The 17,596-nt window shown below is 28.3% G+C and carries 15 protein-coding genes and 1 pseudogene; 15 read left to right on the top strand and 1 reads right to left on the bottom strand.

What is annotated here, in order from left to right:
- Positions 1 to 129 precede the first annotated feature (129 nt).
- The 12 genes and pseudogenes from KQI41_RS13885 to KQI41_RS13830 all read left to right on the top strand — a co-directional run bounded on the left by KQI41_RS13885 (position 130) and on the right by KQI41_RS13830 (position 14,173).
- Positions 130 to 1,929, top strand: a complete 1,800-nt coding sequence (locus KQI41_RS13885; RefSeq protein ID WP_216585497.1) for an ABC transporter ATP-binding protein — start codon at positions 130 to 132, stop codon at positions 1,927 to 1,929.
- Positions 1,922 to 3,694, top strand: a complete 1,773-nt coding sequence (locus tag KQI41_RS13880; protein WP_154443049.1) for an ABC transporter ATP-binding protein — start codon at positions 1,922 to 1,924, stop codon at positions 3,692 to 3,694. The genes KQI41_RS13885 and KQI41_RS13880 overlap by 8 nt, the downstream gene beginning before the upstream one ends.
- Before the next feature lie 96 nt (positions 3,695 to 3,790).
- On the top strand, positions 3,791 to 4,954 hold the full coding sequence (locus KQI41_RS13875; protein WP_326828377.1) for a DUF2812 domain-containing protein: 1,164 nt from the start codon (positions 3,791 to 3,793) through the stop codon (positions 4,952 to 4,954).
- A 113-nt stretch (positions 4,955 to 5,067) separates the two neighbouring features.
- A complete protein-coding gene (locus tag KQI41_RS13870) occupies positions 5,068 to 6,006 on the top strand; it encodes a DDE-type integrase/transposase/recombinase (RefSeq protein WP_216584757.1) in 939 nt (312 codons plus the stop codon).
- Between the two features lie 462 nt (positions 6,007 to 6,468).
- Positions 6,469 to 7,008 carry a DUF5698 domain-containing protein gene (locus tag KQI41_RS13865; protein ID WP_154439436.1) on the top strand — a complete coding sequence of 180 codons (540 nt, stop codon included), beginning with the start codon at positions 6,469 to 6,471 and terminating at the stop codon, positions 7,006 to 7,008.
- Positions 7,009 to 7,131: 123 nt separating this feature from the next.
- Positions 7,132 to 8,574, top strand: a complete 1,443-nt coding sequence (locus KQI41_RS13860; RefSeq protein ID WP_154439435.1) for a spore germination protein — start codon at positions 7,132 to 7,134, stop codon at positions 8,572 to 8,574.
- A gap of 4 nt (positions 8,575 to 8,578) precedes the next feature.
- A complete protein-coding gene (locus KQI41_RS13855; RefSeq protein WP_216585496.1) occupies positions 8,579 to 8,974 on the top strand; it encodes a Ger(x)C family spore germination protein in 396 nt (131 codons plus the stop codon).
- 101 nt (positions 8,975 to 9,075) lie between these two features.
- Positions 9,076 to 10,014 carry a DDE-type integrase/transposase/recombinase gene (locus KQI41_RS13850; RefSeq protein ID WP_216584757.1) on the top strand — a complete coding sequence of 313 codons (939 nt, stop codon included), beginning with the start codon at positions 9,076 to 9,078 and terminating at the stop codon, positions 10,012 to 10,014.
- Positions 10,015 to 10,145: 131 nt separating this feature from the next.
- Positions 10,146 to 10,991 (top strand): Ger(x)C family spore germination protein, encoded by an 846-nt coding sequence (locus KQI41_RS13845; RefSeq protein ID WP_216585495.1) that lies wholly within the window; start codon positions 10,146 to 10,148, stop codon positions 10,989 to 10,991.
- A 1-nt stretch (position 10,992) separates the two neighbouring features.
- Entirely contained in the window at positions 10,993 to 12,093 is a 1,101-nt protein-coding gene (locus KQI41_RS13840) for a GerAB/ArcD/ProY family transporter (protein WP_154439433.1), read from the top strand.
- Between the two features lie 116 nt (positions 12,094 to 12,209).
- Positions 12,210 to 12,416, top strand: a pseudogene (locus tag KQI41_RS13835) (glutaredoxin domain-containing protein); the annotation flags it as partial.
- Positions 12,417 to 12,517: 101 nt separating this feature from the next.
- Positions 12,518 to 14,173 (top strand): putative manganese-dependent inorganic diphosphatase, encoded by a 1,656-nt coding sequence (locus KQI41_RS13830; protein WP_154439431.1) that lies wholly within the window; start codon positions 12,518 to 12,520, stop codon positions 14,171 to 14,173.
- Between the two features lie 123 nt (positions 14,174 to 14,296).
- On the opposite strand, the gene KQI41_RS13825 is transcribed toward KQI41_RS13830, so the two are convergent.
- Positions 14,297 to 14,962: a YoaK family protein gene (locus KQI41_RS13825; protein WP_154439430.1), complete on the bottom strand. Its 666-nt coding sequence runs from the start codon at positions 14,960 to 14,962 to the stop codon at positions 14,297 to 14,299.
- Positions 14,963 to 15,332: 370 nt separating this feature from the next.
- Between KQI41_RS13825 and KQI41_RS13820 the strand changes: the two genes are divergently transcribed.
- From KQI41_RS13820 to KQI41_RS13810, 3 genes are all read left to right on the top strand, one after another.
- Positions 15,333 to 16,148, top strand: a complete 816-nt coding sequence (locus tag KQI41_RS13820) for a P-loop NTPase family protein (RefSeq protein WP_154439429.1) — start codon at positions 15,333 to 15,335, stop codon at positions 16,146 to 16,148.
- A gap of 131 nt (positions 16,149 to 16,279) precedes the next feature.
- Positions 16,280 to 16,813: a GNAT family N-acetyltransferase gene (locus KQI41_RS13815; RefSeq protein ID WP_154439428.1), complete on the top strand. Its 534-nt coding sequence runs from the start codon at positions 16,280 to 16,282 to the stop codon at positions 16,811 to 16,813.
- A 164-nt stretch (positions 16,814 to 16,977) separates the two neighbouring features.
- Entirely contained in the window at positions 16,978 to 17,499 is a 522-nt protein-coding gene (locus KQI41_RS13810) for a GNAT family N-acetyltransferase (RefSeq protein ID WP_154439427.1), read from the top strand.
- Positions 17,500 to 17,596 lie beyond the last annotated feature (97 nt).

The raw sequence follows: 17,596 nt of genomic DNA, 5'->3' as shown, positions 1-17,596 counted from the left end.
ATATATTTTCATAGAATACTATACTTAATAGAGCTTTAGCTCTATTTTTTTGTGCTATTTTCTCAATATCATTTGATTTCAATACCTTAAATTAAATTATATAATATATAATAAAAGGAGGAGAGGAAAATGGAAAACAAAAAATTTAAAAGCATGGATAATTTAATATTTGTAATTAAACATATTTCTCTGTGGCAAAAATCTATATTTATATCAATAGGATTATATTCTATTCTCTACGCAGTTTCGCCTTTTATATGGGTTTACATACCGAAATTTTTGATTGATGAACTTTTAGGTGGAAAAAGACCAGATATAATTGTGAGAATATTAGGATTGGGTCTTATAATTGCTTCAGTTATTGGATTTTTAGTAGAATATTTACAAGGGAAATTCAGAATGAAAATGAATGTTATAAGATATAATTTCATTCATATGTTAAGTGAAAAGTCCATGACAATGGATTTTCTCTATACTGAGGATCCAGATACGTTAAATGATATAAATATAGCATTAGATACAGTACAAAACCCTATGTCTGGTGTTGGAATTGTAATACTAAAGCTATTTAGTATACTAGGTTCTATTATAGGTTTTTTTGGATTTGTAACTATAATATTTAGATTAAGTCCAGTTATACTTATGATATTGATATTAACTGTATTATTATCATATCTTATTATGGTTAAAGCAAAACAGTATGAGAGAAGCAGAAAAGATGATTTATATAAAGAAAAAAGAGAATCTATTTATTCATCTTCAACTTTATCAGATTTTCAATTTGGCAAGGATATTCGAGTTTATGGATTAAAAAATATTCTTTTTTCTAAAAAAGTAGGCTCAGATAAAAGATTACTTGAAATTACTAAAGAAATACAAAACCAAATATTCAAATCTTCTACTTTAGATGGGATATTATTTTTCATAAGGGAAAGTGTTATATACTCATATCTTATATATAAAGTTATATATGGCAATTTAAGTATAAGTGATTTTGTAATGTATTCCGTTGCCATGAATAGCTTTGCTATATGGATGGATACTACAATGAAAGATATATCAATTATTAGAATTCAATCCCTATATATAGGTGATTTTAGAGAATTTTTAAATAAAAAAGAGCCTAAAAAAATATTAAATCCCATAAATATACCAAAGACTGAAAAATATAAAATAGAATTTGATAATATTTCATTTAAATATCCTAATAGTGAAAGATATATTTTTAAAGATTTTTCTCTTGTAATAAATCCAGGGGAAAGGTTAGCAATAGTTGGAATAAATGGAGCAGGAAAAACTACTTTGGTAAAACTTCTCACAGGACTATATAGTCCTAATGCTGGTGAAATACGAGTAAATGGAATAAATATAAATAAATTCAATAAGGAAGAATATTTAGACCTATTGTCTGTAGTGTTTCAAGATATTAAAATATTTCCATTTAATATTAGAGAAAATATAAGTTTTAGTAATACCTTTGATGAAATTAAACTTAATGAATCAATAGAACAATCAGGGCTAAAAGATAAAATCCAATCCTTGGAAAAAGGAGTAGAAACCAATATGTTAAAAATACTAGATGAAGAAGGGATTGAATTATCAGGGGGAGAAAATCAAAAGTTAGCCATAGCTAGAGCCTTATATAAAAATGGAAAAATATTAATAATGGATGAACCGACAGCTAGTTTAGATGCACTGGCAGAAAATAGATTATATGAAAGTTTTGATAAACTTATTTCAGGAAAAACAGCCATATATATTTCTCATAGATTATCTAGTACTAGATTTTGCGATAAAATAGCTTTTATAGAAAATGGACAATTGCAGGAATATGGAACACATGATGAGTTAATGAAGTTAGATAGTCTATATGCAAATATGTTTAATATCCAGTCTAGATATTATAAGGAGGATAAAGCCTATGCCTAAAAGTAAATTTCAGATACTTAAATATTTTTTCAAGTTAACAAATAACTTGTCTAGAACATATATACCTAAAACTGTTTTGGCATCTTTACTTAAGGCCTTTACTCCATTTTTAAATATAATAATTCCGAAATTAATAATTGATGAACTTATGGGAAATCAAAGTATCAATATATTAATTATTTATGTTGGAGTATTAAGTATAGGAAATTTAATTTTTAAAATCTTAAACAGCTATTTTGAAAAGATAATGGAATTAGAAAGAACTGATTTGTTTAATAAAATAGATTCATATTTAGGAGAAAAATGTGTAGAAATGGATTTTGAAAATATTGAAGACCCGGAAATACTGGATTTAAAAGAAAGAGCATATTTTGCTATTTATAATATGAATGCAATAGGCTGGGCATTAGAAAAAACTTCTCAAATAATATATGAAGGCATTACCCTAATAGGTCTTTCATATATTTTAATAACTCTAAACCCATTGATTATACTAGTGATACTGATAATAGTATTTTTAAACTCCTATATATTTAAAAAGATAGAAAAAATTAGATTTGAAGACAATCAAAAATCCATATTTGACAATAGAGCCTTTTCATATTTTATCAGACTTACATCTGATTTTTCAGTGGGAAAGGACATTAGGTTATATAATGGAAAATCACTTATATTGAATAAAGCAAGGTATTTTACTGATAATTTGTTGAAAATATACTCTAAGCAATTTACGGATATAGGGAAGTATTCAGGAATAACAAATATAAATATACAGGTACAAATGATTATTATCTATGGTTATCTTGCCATATCCGTAATTGGAGAAACCATTACCATAGGAAGCTTTACAATGTATGCAAATACTGTTAGAAGCTTTAGTACATCTATAATGTCCTTTGTAAATTCTTTCATAGATATAAATCAAATATGTTTATATTTAGAATTGTTTATCCAGTTTGACAGTATAGAATCTAAAAATTCAAAGGGGATAATTGATATAGATAATATAGAAAATTTTACTATAGAATTTAAAAATGTAAGCTTTAAATATCCAAATAAAAATGAATATACATTAAAAGATATATCAATAGTAATTAAACCTAAAGAAAAATTATCTATTGTTGGACTAAATGGGGCAGGTAAGACTACATTTATTAAACTTTTATCAAGATTATATGAGCCAACGGAAGGCGAAATACTACTTGGAGGAGTAGATATAAGAGAGTATAAATATACTGAATATATGAAATTAATGTCTATTGTATTTCAGGACTTTAAATTATTATCTTTCTCCATAAAAGAAAACTTCTTATTTGATTCAGAGGTGGATGATACTAGAATTATACAATGCCTTGAAGAGGCAGGATTTGGTGAGGATTTGGATAAACTTAAAAATGGTATAGACACAAATATATATAAAAGCTTTGATAAAAACGGTATAGAATTTTCAGGAGGGCAATCTCAAAAAATAGCCATAGCCAGAGCTTTATACAAAGATTCACCTATAGTTATATTAGATGAGCCTACTTCTGCTCTAGATCCTATATCAGAATATGAAATATATAATAGCTTTAACAAATTAGTAGAAGGAAAAACAGCCATATATATTTCCCATAGATTATCAAGTACAAGATTTTCAGATAAAATTGCTGTTTTCAAGAATGGAAGTATTATAGAATATGGTAATCATAATGAACTTATGAAAAAAGAGGATTCACTATATGGAAATATGTATAATACACAAGCAAAATATTATATAGCTTAGGAAAAAGACATATGGTAATTAAGTTTACCATATGTTTTTTAGAAAACTTAAAAAAAGAAGGATTATGTAAAAATATGTAGAATAATAATATAGGAGGTGAGGGAGATAATTAGAAAGTTTGTTTTTCGAGATTTACTTTATTTTAAAGAGTATGAGAATTATTTTTATCATATGTCTAAGAAAGGCTTACACCTAAAGAAAATAGGTAAAATATTTGCGTATTTTGAAGAGGGAGATAATAAAGAAATAAACTATAGAATCGATTTAGTAAATAAAGATGATAAGGAAAATATAATTGAAAAGAGAAATAAGGAAGGGTGGGATTTCATAGGTGGAAAAGACTCAGCTTTAATATTTTCCTCTAAAGGAGATTCAGAACTAAGGGAGTTATATGGAACACCTGCATTACATAAAATAGCATTAGGTAACTATAGAGAAAAACGATATAAGGGGAATGTTTTCAGTATAATTAGTGTGACTATTCTTCTGATAATTTATATAGTAATTCTATCAGATAAGGGATTTTATATATCTTTGACAAAGGAAAGTTCATTTGGTTTGTCCATGATAATTGCTTTAATATCTTTATTTCATGAGAATAGTAAAAGAAGATATTTAAAAAGAATGGAAAATTTGTTAGGGGAGGGAAAGTTTTTAGACAATGAAGATGATGAATTTGTATTTGTAAGAAGAACTTTCAGAAAAACCATAATTAATTTTACTCTGGCTCTAACTATAATTGGTATAGTATTTTGTAAATTATTCTATGGAAGAAAGATTAGTCTTGGGGATGTACATAGACTAGGGGATCTACCAATTGTTACAATAGCTGATATTGAAAAGGTAGAGACTTATAATAATTTTAGTGATAATGACACTGAAAACCATGTATATACAAGTTGGAATATATTTGTTCCAAAGGAGTATGATTTAATAGAAAGTGTAAAATTATATGATGAAAATAATATAGATACAGGACTTGAACCATTATTAGTATTTAGATACTATGACGCAAGATGTGAATTTATTGCAAAAGGATTAGAAAAAGATATATTAGCAGGACGAGGATTAATGACTTACTCAGGGCTTCGTGAAATAAAAACTACAGATAATATTAGTGTATATGGATTAGAAGATAAACATAGAATTATACTATTATTCAGGAAAGAAAATCAACTTATATATATTATGTATCATGATGGCAGGGTTTCTCTAGAGGAGTTAATTGAAGTTATATCGGAGAAATTTAAGACTTTTTAATAAAATAATTGATATGAGACAATACATTTGTGACAAGTAAATATGAAAAAAGGAAAGACCTCTGATATAATGTTGTTTACCATAACAAACAAAAATCGGAGGGATCTTTCCTTATGAAAACAATTATAACAGAAGAGATGAGATTTCGTCAAAGGGTAGTTAAATATGCAATTAAACATGATAATAATGCTAAAGCAGCTAGAAGATACCACACTAGCCGTCAGCAAGTCCAACGTTGGAGAAAAAGATATGATGGAGATGTAAGATCTTTGGCAAATAAAAGCAGAAGACCACAATTTCATCCTAACCAACATACTCAAGAAGAGTTGGACTTAATAAAGCATAAACATAGATACCATCAGCATGAAGGATATGCACAAGTGTATCGGAAGTTAAGGGATGCAGGGTATAAAAGAACTTATGACTCTATGTGTAGACAGCTAAGAAAAATGAAATTAAACGTAGCCAAGAAAAGAGCTAGTTATCCTAAATCTAATTATCGTAAAGATGCTACTACTTATCCTGGAGAAAGAGTGCAAATAGATGTAAAATATGTTCCAAATGAATGTATTGGTTTTGCAAGTAATCATAGTAGATACTACCAAATAACAGCTATTGATGAATATTCAAGAAAGAGATATTTAGAATTAGTTAATGAACTTAGCACATATAGTACATCTAACTTTTTAACACGATTAGAAGATAAATTAGGATTTAAAGTTGAATTGGTTCAAACTGATAATGGAATCGAATTTGTTAATGATCAAGATATTACAAATAAGAAAACTAGATTTGAAAAGTATTTAGAAAAGCTAGATATAAAACACAAACGTATTCGTCCATATTCACCATGGCAAAATGGTATAGTAGAGCGTAGTCATAGGATAGATAATGAATTATTCTACAGCAGAAGACGGTTTAGTAGCTATAAAGAAATGGAGAAGTCATTTAGAAGATATAGTAACAAATACAATAACATAGCAAGGAAAATTCTTAACTTTAAGACGCCAAATGAAATAGTTGAGGAGTACTTCTCTAAAAATGCTGCTTAAGATGGTATTACTAATAATTATTTAATCAAGGATCGCTATCGCTTTCCTCCTTGACAAAATAATTACTAGCAATTTAAGAAAACCACAGCATTATTCAGAGAAAATTTTTCAGAGGTCTGTGTCACATATGTTTGACTTCTCTAGAATTTAAGACTTTTTAATAAAATAATGAATTTGCAAATAATTCATATATATGTTATAGTGGTAAAGTTAGATTAATTGTTGAAATATAGTTAAAAATTTTAAATTGATTTTTTATATAATCTTATCCTTATTTTAAAGTTATAATAGTAATGCCTCAGGTATTATTTACTTTAAGCCTATATTCCCCAGAAGGGGATCAGATTTATACAATCCCGAATTTTCAATATGAATTATTTAAATATATATAATTAATTACTAACTAGCATACCATTGGTATGTTAGTTTTTTTGAATAGAAATTTAAAAAGGAGGTGCTTAAATGACAATGAATGTTATGTTTGCACTTGTAGGATTGTTTTTAATAACTGCTTTTACAAATATTTTGGCAACATTAAAAACAATATTAATGTCTAAAAAAATCATGAATCCAGTTTACTTATTGGTTTTTACAGATGCTATGATTTTCGCAACTACTGTCAGTAAGGTTACTAGCTCGGATGGGATTCAATTTACTATAGCATACGCTTTAGGAAGAACTATGGGAGTTTTTATAGGTGGGAAAATTGAAGATAAATTAGCCCTTGGTATTTTAGAAGTAGATTTATTTTTGAATGATAAAAATAAGGTTACAGAAATATCAAGAAGACTTAGGGAAACTGGATATACAGTTAATACTTTTCTTACTAGAGGAAATAATGATGAAAAAAGATATCAAGTTGAGGTAGTTATAAAAAGAAAAGAATTTAAAATATTTGAGGAAATTATAAGGGAATTCAATGTAATCAATCCAACTCTAAAGATAAAAACCTTAAATAAGGTAGATGGTAAAATTACAACAACCAAACTGAAAGAAGTTTAGAATCGTATAGAGATTCTTATAACTACGGAAGAGTTTTTATTTCTTCAATGAAAGGAATTATCATAAATAATATATTAGAACTTGGCAATAATAACCATAATTGTATTGTAGGGGATGATATAAATGATTTCGCCAGATATAAATTTAAATAGAGAGAAAATAATAAACGCTTTTCATAGTACTGGAGATTTAGTAACTTATGAGTTTAAGACCAACTCTAATATAAAGATAATGGCAGCTTATATTGAAGGATTTATAGATAGAGATATTTTTGATAATGATATATTAAAGCCTTTAATACTTAGCCTAGAAGATCCTAAAGATATAAAAAGAACTATTTTTATTTCTAAAATTGAAGAATCAGATTCAATGGAAGATATAATATATCAACTTCCAAATGGAAAAGTAGCTTTATTTATAGAAGATATGACTATCTGCTATATGGTGGAAATTAGCAAATGGGAAAAGAGAAGTATAGAAGAACCAGGTTCAGAATCAGTTGTTAGAGGACCAAAGGAAGGGTTTATAGAAGATATTTCAGTGAATAAGGTTCTTATAAGGAGAGTTTTAAGAAATAATAACCTAGTATTTGAAGACTATGTTTTTGGGAAACAGACTAAAACTGCTGTTAGTCTAGTTTATATTAAAGGAATAGTTAATGAAAATGTCTTAGAAGAAGTTAAAAAAAGATTAAATACGATAGATATAGATGCAATATTGGAAAGTGAATATATAGAAGAACTTATAGAAGACAGTCCAAGATCAATATTTGCAACAATTGGAAACGTGGAAAAACCTGATATAGTAGCAGCTAAAATTTTAGAAGGCAGAGTAGCTATACTTACGGATGGTACACCTCATGTTCTTACTATACCTAAGCTGTATGTAGAAGGATTAATGACAAGTGAGGACTATTATTTAAGACCTTATTATGCTTCTTTTCTAAGGATTTTAAGATATACTGCAATGATTGTAACTGTATATTTACCAGGAGTATTTGTAGCATTGCAACTTTACCATCAGGAAATGATTCCCACCCCATTGCTAATAAGTGCAGCGGGAGCAAGGGAAGGAGTACCTCTTCCTATAGTAATAGAAGTATTTTTACTAACTTTGGCACTAGAATTAACAAAGGAATCAGGACTTAGACTTCCTAAAAACATTGGTAATACCGTAAGTATAGTTGGAGCATTGATATTAGGTCAGGCAGCAGTTCAGGCAGGAATAGTAAGTGGACTTACAGTAATTGTAGTATCAGCAGCAGCTATATCAGAATTCATTATTCCAGAATTAGTACAGGGAATTGTTATAATTAGATTTATTATTATCCTTTTAGGGGGAATGTCAGGACTTTACGGAGTTACTTGTGGATTTATGATAATAACCACTCATATGGTGTCCTTAGATTCCTTTGGTATACCTTACTGTTGGCCTATAGCTCCTAGAAATATGGAAGGACTAAAAAAGGATACATTTATAAGAACTCCTATACGAAAATTTATATTTAGACCAGAGGCAATAGCAAAGAAAAATGTTAGAAGGCAAAATAGAAATAGGGAGAGGTAAGTATATGAAAAAGATTATTTTTCTAAATATATTGCTTATATTAATATTATTTCTTACGGGATGTTGGGATTCTAAAGAGTTAAATAAACTTGGTATCTCTTTAATCATGGGCTATGACGTGGAAAATGGTAAGGTATTATTAACAGTAGGATTTATCAACCCCGCATCTACTCAAGAAGGTGATATGGAAGGAAACCTTTCGGTTAAATATGCACAGGGTACTGGGAATACTATACTGGAAGCCTTTAGGGATATTACATTGAAATTCGATCGCCGTGTATTTGCATCTCACAATAAGGTCATTATATTTGGAGAGGATTTTGCAAAGCAGGGATTAGTGGGTCATATAGATGAATTAATGAGAGATAGGGAGCAAAGAGAAACATCATATATTTTATGATATGAGACAATACATTTGTGACAAGTAAATATGAAAAAAGGAAAGACCTCTGATATAATGTTGTTTACCATAACAAACAAAAATCGGAGGGATCTTTCCTTATGAAAACAATTATAACAGAAGAGATGAGATTTCGTCAAAGGGTAGTTAAATATGCAATTAAACATGATAATAATGCTAAAGCAGCTAGAAGATACCACACTAGCCGTCAGCAAGTCCAACGTTGGAGAAAAAGATATGATGGAGATGTAAGATCTTTGGCAAATAAAAGCAGAAGACCACAATTTCATCCTAACCAACATACTCAAGAAGAGTTGGACTTAATAAAGCATAAACATAGATACCATCAGCATGAAGGATATGCACAAGTGTATCGGAAGTTAAGGGATGCAGGGTATAAAAGAACTTATGACTCTATGTGTAGACAGCTAAGAAAAATGAAATTAAACGTAGCCAAGAAAAGAGCTAGTTATCCTAAATCTAATTATCGTAAAGATGCTACTACTTATCCTGGAGAAAGAGTGCAAATAGATGTAAAATATGTTCCAAATGAATGTATTGGTTTTGCAAGTAATCATAGTAGATACTACCAAATAACAGCTATTGATGAATATTCAAGAAAGAGATATTTAGAATTAGTTAATGAACTTAGCACATATAGTACATCTAACTTTTTAACACGATTAGAAGATAAATTAGGATTTAAAGTTGAATTGGTTCAAACTGATAATGGAATCGAATTTGTTAATGATCAAGATATTACAAATAAGAAAACTAGATTTGAAAAGTATTTAGAAAAGCTAGATATAAAACACAAACGTATTCGTCCATATTCACCATGGCAAAATGGTATAGTAGAGCGTAGTCATAGGATAGATAATGAATTATTCTACAGCAGAAGACGGTTTAGTAGCTATAAAGAAATGGAGAAGTCATTTAGAAGATATAGTAACAAATACAATAACATAGCAAGGAAAATTCTTAACTTTAAGACGCCAAATGAAATAGTTGAGGAGTACTTCTCTAAAAATGCTGCTTAAGATGGTATTACTAATAATTATTTAATCAAGGATCGCTATCGCTTTCCTCCTTGACAAAATAATTACTAGCAATTTAAGAAAACCACAGCATTATTCAGAGAAAATTTTTCAGAGGTCTGTGTCACATATGTTTGACTTCTCTAGAGCAAAGAGAAACATCATATATTTTAATTGCAAAGGGAGCTAAGGCCTATGATATAATGGGTGTTAATCCGGGGCTAGAACAAATACCTGCAAATTATGTATTAGAGCTTATTAAAAATACAAATAGCAATCCAAAAGCGATGAGTGTTAATTTTATAGAGTACATAAAACATTATTATCATAATGGACACCATCCAATGACTGGAATAGTAGAGAAAAGGGAAAAGGAAATAATTAATAAATCTCCAGATATAGGTCCAACATCGGAATATGAGTTATCAATCATAGGTTCAGCTGTATTTGATAGAGATAAATTAGTAGGATATTTAAATGGAAATGATACTAAAGCATTAAACTTTTTTCTAGATAAGATAAAAGGAGGAGTTATAACATTTCATACTCCAGTATCTGAAAGTAGTTCTGATGAATTAAGTTCAGTATATATAATTAAAAATAAAACTAAAAATGATATAGAAATATTAGATGGTAGAATAATACTTAAAACTAAAGTTAAGTTAACATCATCTATGGGAGAAGTTATAGGGAATATAGATATATCTAAGGAAGAAAATATAAAAAAGATGGAAGAAGCTTGTTCTAAGGCAATAGAGGAAGCTCTCGAAGCAGCTGTTAAAAAGGTTCAAAAAGAGTATAAGTTAGATATTTTTGGTTTTGGTATAGTATTTCATAGGAAATATCCTAGTCAATGGAAAAATATAGAATCTAATTGGGATGAAATATTTTCAGAAGCAGAGTTTCAAATAGAAGTTGATACTAATATAATAAGGACAGGTTTAATAAACACACCAATTAATAGGATAAAGGTGGAATAATATGGAGAATACAAAGATTAATAAAGTATCTTATAATCAGGTACTTTTATTAATAGTATTATATAGAATAATGGTAGGATTAACTTATATGCCGGCAGTAAATACTACTCCAGCCAATCAAGATGTATGGATAGCCACTTTATTATCGATTTTTTACACCATATTATTTAATTTACCTATAATTTATTTAAGTAATAAGTTTAATAAATTGAATTTATTGGAAATTACAGAAAAAATTATGGGGAAATTTTTAGGAAAAATAATAGGAGTTATTTATTTTATTACATTTTTATTTTCTAATATTATATTTGTTGGCACATTAGTTGAAATATTGAATACAGCCTTATTTCCAGTAACTCCTACTTGGTTTACTACTTTAATTATAATGTTGACTTGTGCCTATATTTCCTCTAGAGGTTTAAGAAATATAGGTAGACTTGGTGAAATAATAGTTCCAATAGTTATATTTACTATATTTTTGATTATAATATTAGGATATAAAAATTATAATATTAAAGAGCTATTACCAGTATTTAGTGATTCCACATTTGGACAAATAAATTTAGGTGCCATAAATACTTCCATGAAGTTTTTTGATATATTGGTATTAGTTATGATAACTCCTAATTTAGAAAATAAAAAGGATTTAAATAGAATTTTTGTAAAATCCATAGTATATTCTATTTTAATAGTTGTAGGGTGTATAATACCTACTCAAATGACTGTAGGTATAGAACTTGCAAAGCACATGAATTTTCCTTTTTTAACATTTACTAGGATGATTCAAATAGGAGAAATCCAAGGATTTGATCTATTATATATGATCTGTTGGATAATGGGAAATACAACAAAGATTTCAGGTTATCTTTACTTTACTACCATAACCTTGGGAGAAATAGCAAATAAGAAGAATCAGATATTCATTATTCCAATATCAATTATAATGTTTGTTCTAGTAACTATCTTAAAGGATAGCCGTTCCATATTAGGGGTGCCGCAGCCTGCTAATACGGTTATTTCAGTAGTATCTATTACATCTATTATAGTTATTCCGTCGGTTATGTTAATCGTTTATTTCTTTAGAAAAAAAAGATTAAACTAGAAATATAGAAAAACAACTCCAAAAAGTATATAATTGGATATATAATTTAAATTGGAGGGAATGTTATGAAAAAAATAATAGTATTTGGAAGCAAACATTGACCAGGATGTGAACCAGCGAAAGAGTATCTTTCCAACAATAATGTTGAGTTTGTATATTTAGATATAAGTGAAAATATGCTAAATTTAAAGATGTTTCTAAAGTATAGAGATAATTATGAAGTATTTAAAGAGGTTAAAGAGTCTGGAAGAGTAGGATTACCTTGTATAGTAGTAAATAATGGAGAGGAAATTATATTTGATTACAATGAGTTTAAAATATAGTACAGCTGATGATAGCCATCAGCTTTTTTATACTTTATTATTTTGGTTTAAATGATATAATAATGTTACAAAACTAAAGATAAGGATTGAAGGAGGTAAATATGAGAGAAACAGTGTACATAACAGGACATAAAAACCCTGATTCAGATTCTATATGTGCAGCTTTAGCCTATGCAGAGTATAAAAATGCCAATGGCGGTATCAATGCTATTCCTGTAAGACTAGGAGAAATCAATAGAGAAACTAAGTTTATATTGGAATACTTTGGAGTTTCAGCACCTACTCTCTTAGAAACAGTAAGGCTTAGTGTAGAAGATTTAAATTTTGATAAAATAGCTCCTATTAGTCCAGATATATCACTTCGTATGGCTTTAGAGCTAATGAAAAAAAACAATTTAAACAGTTTGCCAGTTATAGATGAAAATGAGCAATTAGCAGGAATAGTAACTATATCAGATATAATAGGGGCATATATAGATGTTTGGGATAATGGAATATTAGGAAAGTCAGGAACTAGTATAGATAATATTGTAGATACTCTGTCTGCTAATACTATTATAAGTCCACATAATATGAAACCAATTACAGGAAAGCTTTTAGTTTTAGCTATGGAACCTAAATCTGTAGAAAAGTACATAGAACAAAATGATGTAGTCATATGCGGAGATAGAAGAGATACTCAAGAACTGGCTATAAATAGAGATATTAGTTTAATGATTGTAACTGGCAATGTAGATGTGGAAGAAGAAATCATAGATTTAGCTAGGGAAAAGGGAATAACTATAATATCAACACCTCATGATACTTTTACAACATCTAGGCTAATAACTCAATCAGTTCCAATTAGTCATGTAATGACTAGAGATAATTTAGTAGTATTTAACCTTGATGATTTAGTAGATAATGTAAAAGAGAAAATGTCACAGACTAGATTTAGGTCATATCCTGTTATAGATGATAATAATAACAATAAAGTAGTGGGATTAATATCTAGATATCACTTAATATCCAGTATGAAGAAAAAGGTAATATTAGTAGACCATAATGAAAGAAGTCAATCGGTAGATGGTTTAGAGGAATGTGAGATATTGGAAATTATAGATCATCATAGAGTAGCAGATGTCTTTACGGGTAATCCAATATATTTTAGAAATGAACCTGTTGGAAGTACATGTACTATAATTGCATCAATATTATTTGAAAATGGCAGAAGACCTTCAAAGAAAATGGCAGGAATACTCTCTGCTGCTATAATCTCTGATACATTGTTATTTAAATCTCCTACCTCTACTAATGTAGATAAAATGATACTAGAAAGACTAGCAAGAATTGCAGACTTAGATGTAGAGAAATTTGCCATGGAAATGTTTAAAGCGGGAACTTCTTTAGTAGGAAAAACACCTCAAGAATTATTAAAACAAGATTTTAAAACCTTTACCATAGAAGAAGATAATATTGGTATAGCACAGGTATATACCATGGATCCAGAAAGCTTAAAGGATATGAAAACTGACCTAATATCATTAATGGAAGAAAGAGCAAAGGATAGGGGATATTCCATATTCATATTGATGTTAACAGATATATTTAAGGAAGCTTCAGAAATGGTAGTAGTAGGACAAAATAAAGAATTAGTGGCTAAAGCCTTTGGAGAAACCCTTGTAAACAACTCCTTTTATGCGCCAGGAGTTCTTTCAAGAAAAAAACAAGTAGTGCCACCTATTACAGCTACATTAACAGAGATTAAAGAATTGTAAGATAAAAAATAAGTTTTATTGAAAAAGCATTTAACCTTATTAAGATTAAATGCTTTTTATTTAGTTGTTTTATGGAATTATCAGCTAGATATATATGATTTGTTTTCTTGCTTCTACTTATTTCTATATATTTTTTAACAAAGGAATATCAAAAGTTAGTTTTTGAATAATGCCAGTTAAAATAATAATAATAGCAGGTAAAAGTAATGTTGATGGAATATTTATAATATTATTATTAGCCGTATGTACTAAATGGAATCCAATAACGGAACCTAAAGGAAATCCAATCCAACGTAAAATCCAAAATGCAACAATGTTCCAATTTCCTTTAGCAATATTTATCCCAATATCAGTAGCTGGACCAGTAAGATGGGTTGTACGATTTATTGCTGTTAGGCTTGTGGCTGCATTTTGACCACCCATAGCCATTGGAATAATAATTGTAGCAATAGTTATATTACTTAAATTAACAGGAAACGCTGCTATTGCAATAAGTATACCTGTAAAACATAGACCTCCCGTTAATCCCATTTTTCTAGTTATTATTGTGGAAATACAAGCACCAATTATAAATGCTAAAATAACTATTAATACACAAGTAAATGCTCCAAAATCTCTTTTAAATATGGAATAACCTAATATTATTCCTCTACCCGTTAAGAAAGCAGGGCTTTCGTCTAAAAAAAGTTTTATTCCAACTGTATCAATACATCCTGCCATTGTTATAAGGATGAAACCTATAATATTGATTTGCGTTGAAATTTTAATCTTTGACTTACAATCATCCATTATGATACGATCCTTTCATTTTAAGCTATATAATTTATATTTTACAACGTCTGTATTAAAGTGTCTATAATATCATAATAAAAATTTATTAATAGTAAAAAGTAAAAATATTTTTGAAAAGAAGGAGTTTGAGAGAAAATATAGAATAGTATATTGACATAGATTTGTTATGGTTTATGATGAAGAGGAAATAAGAGACAAAATGTTATAAAATAGAATTAAAGTAAGTTTATGTACTTTTAATTATATAAGATTAAAATTGATAAAGAAAATAATTGTAAAATCATAGATTGGGGATTTGTAGACATAGAAGACCATTAATGTGTAGGTCAAAATAATGTATTTATTATATATCATAAGGATGGTGGAAATGGAAAAGACTAAATTAATTATATTTGAGGGTATACCAGGTTCTGGCAAAACAACTACATCTCAATTACTATATACATATCTTAAAGAAATTGGTATAAATTCAGAAGTTTATATTGAAGGTAGTGAACATCCAATTGATTTACCTTTTTATGCTTATCTTACAAAGTCTGAATACAACAATTTACTAATGAGATTTCCTCAACAAGCAGAATGGATTGGATTAAACTCTATTATAGAAAATGATTATATTTTAACACCTTATAAAATACCTAAGCCGAAACCACAAAGTGATGAGTTAGCTGAGTATTTATCTTTTAAAGAATTTTGTTATTCGAATAAGCCAATTGTTTCATTTGATACATATAAAAGGGTTTTTTATAGACGTTTTGAACAGTATGTTAAAAGAATGCGCAATATAGATACATTAACAATTTTTGAGAGTGTCTTATTTCAGCATCAAATTCATGATATTAATAGATTGTATCCTCAAATTTCAGAAGATGAGATTATTGAATATATAATAAATCTTTCAGTTATAATTAGCCCATTAAATCCAGTTTTATTATATATGTCGCAGAATAGTGTTGAAGAATCATTGAAACATACGGCCATTATTCGCTCAAAACCAAAATGGTCCAATCCTGAAACAGTAGAATATTATATAAAACGAAAAAATTTAGAACTTAAAATAACTAAGTTGCTACCTTTTCGTTTTTATATTTTGAATAATACAGATAGAGATTGGAATAAGATGTTTGATAGTATTAAGAGTATTCTCGGTTGCGAATTCAAAGATATGATGAACTCCGTATAATACTGTGTTTACGCAGTGAGGGAAAAAATTATAAAATTATATATAATAGGAGATAAGTATAAAAGTCTTAGAAGTTATATACCAAAAAAGCAAAGGAAATACTATAATAGGAATAGAAAGGAGTGGAATAAATGGAAGTAACTTTAAATTTGACAGATCAAAGTACTAAATTTATCATAAACAATCTATACCCATTATATTTACACGATTTATCTGAGATATGGGGATGGAAACCAAACAAATATGGAGTTTTTGAAGATGACGAAACTTTGACTTTAAATGAGCAAAATAAGGTTTTTGATATATGGTGGTCCAAACAATCAATATTATTTCCATATTTAATAATGGTAGATAGTATTCCAACAGGCTTTGCTTTAGTAGCAACACCTCCTTATACACCACAAGGAAGTGATTTTTATTTAAATGAATTTTTTATTTTACGAAGTTATAGGGGGAAGGGTGTAGCAGAAAAAGCAGCAATTAAAGTGTTCAATAATCATCGTGGTACTTGGGAATTGCAGACAAACCCTAATGAAGGCAATAAAAGAGCGCAAACTTTTTGGAGAAAAACCATTGGAAATTATATAAATGGCAATTATCAAGAGGAAATTTCACAAACAGAAGATGATGGAAATAAACTAATTTTAAGTTTAACAATGATGTAAATATTAAAGGTTGAAAGTTTCATCATATTTATTATATATAATCTGGCATGTAATATCTTATTACCATAGGAATTTTTTCTATATAAATATTAAGGTAGTATTTGAAGTTTTATTTAAAGATATATCAGTGATAGCTTAACAAATGAAGATAAAGGAGTGTTCTTATGACTAAAATTAGTATTAAGTTACTTGAACAATTAGATGAGAATAAACTTTTTAAATTTGAGCTTGAAAATAGAGATTTTTTTGAAAGTAAATCTTTGGGGAGAGATGATAGTTACTATAATTTTGATAATTTTAAAGAAATAATAAAGGAGCTAGTTGAAGAGCAGCAAAAAGATATGGTATATATGTACCTAATTATGGATAGTGATAAAGAAATTGTTGGTAGAATAAACTTAGTATCAATAGAACGAGGGAATCTTAATAAAGCTGAATTAGGCTATAGAATAGCTGAGAAGCATCAAGGAAAAGGATATGCTACAAATGCAATAAAATTAATTTTAAATGAAGCTACGAATGCACATAAGCTTCATAAAATAGAAGCAGGTACATCTCCAGATAATATAGGTTCACAAATAGTTTTAATTAAAAATGGATTCCAATTTATAGAACGCTACAATCAGCATATTTATCAAAATGGAAGATGGGTTGACAGTATAAGCTTTGAGAAAATACTTGATTGAATTTGTGTACTCTATACAACCAATAAAGGTAGTAGCTGTTTGCTGGCAAGAGAATTTAGTTAAAAGATAGGGAATACACCTAAATATTATATGATAT

The sequence above is a fragment of the Tissierella pigra genome (assembly GCF_018917845.1).
Taxonomy (GTDB): domain Bacteria; phylum Bacillota; class Clostridia; order Tissierellales; family Tissierellaceae; genus Tissierella; species Tissierella pigra.
This window is presented reverse-complemented; position numbering and strand designations above follow the sequence as displayed.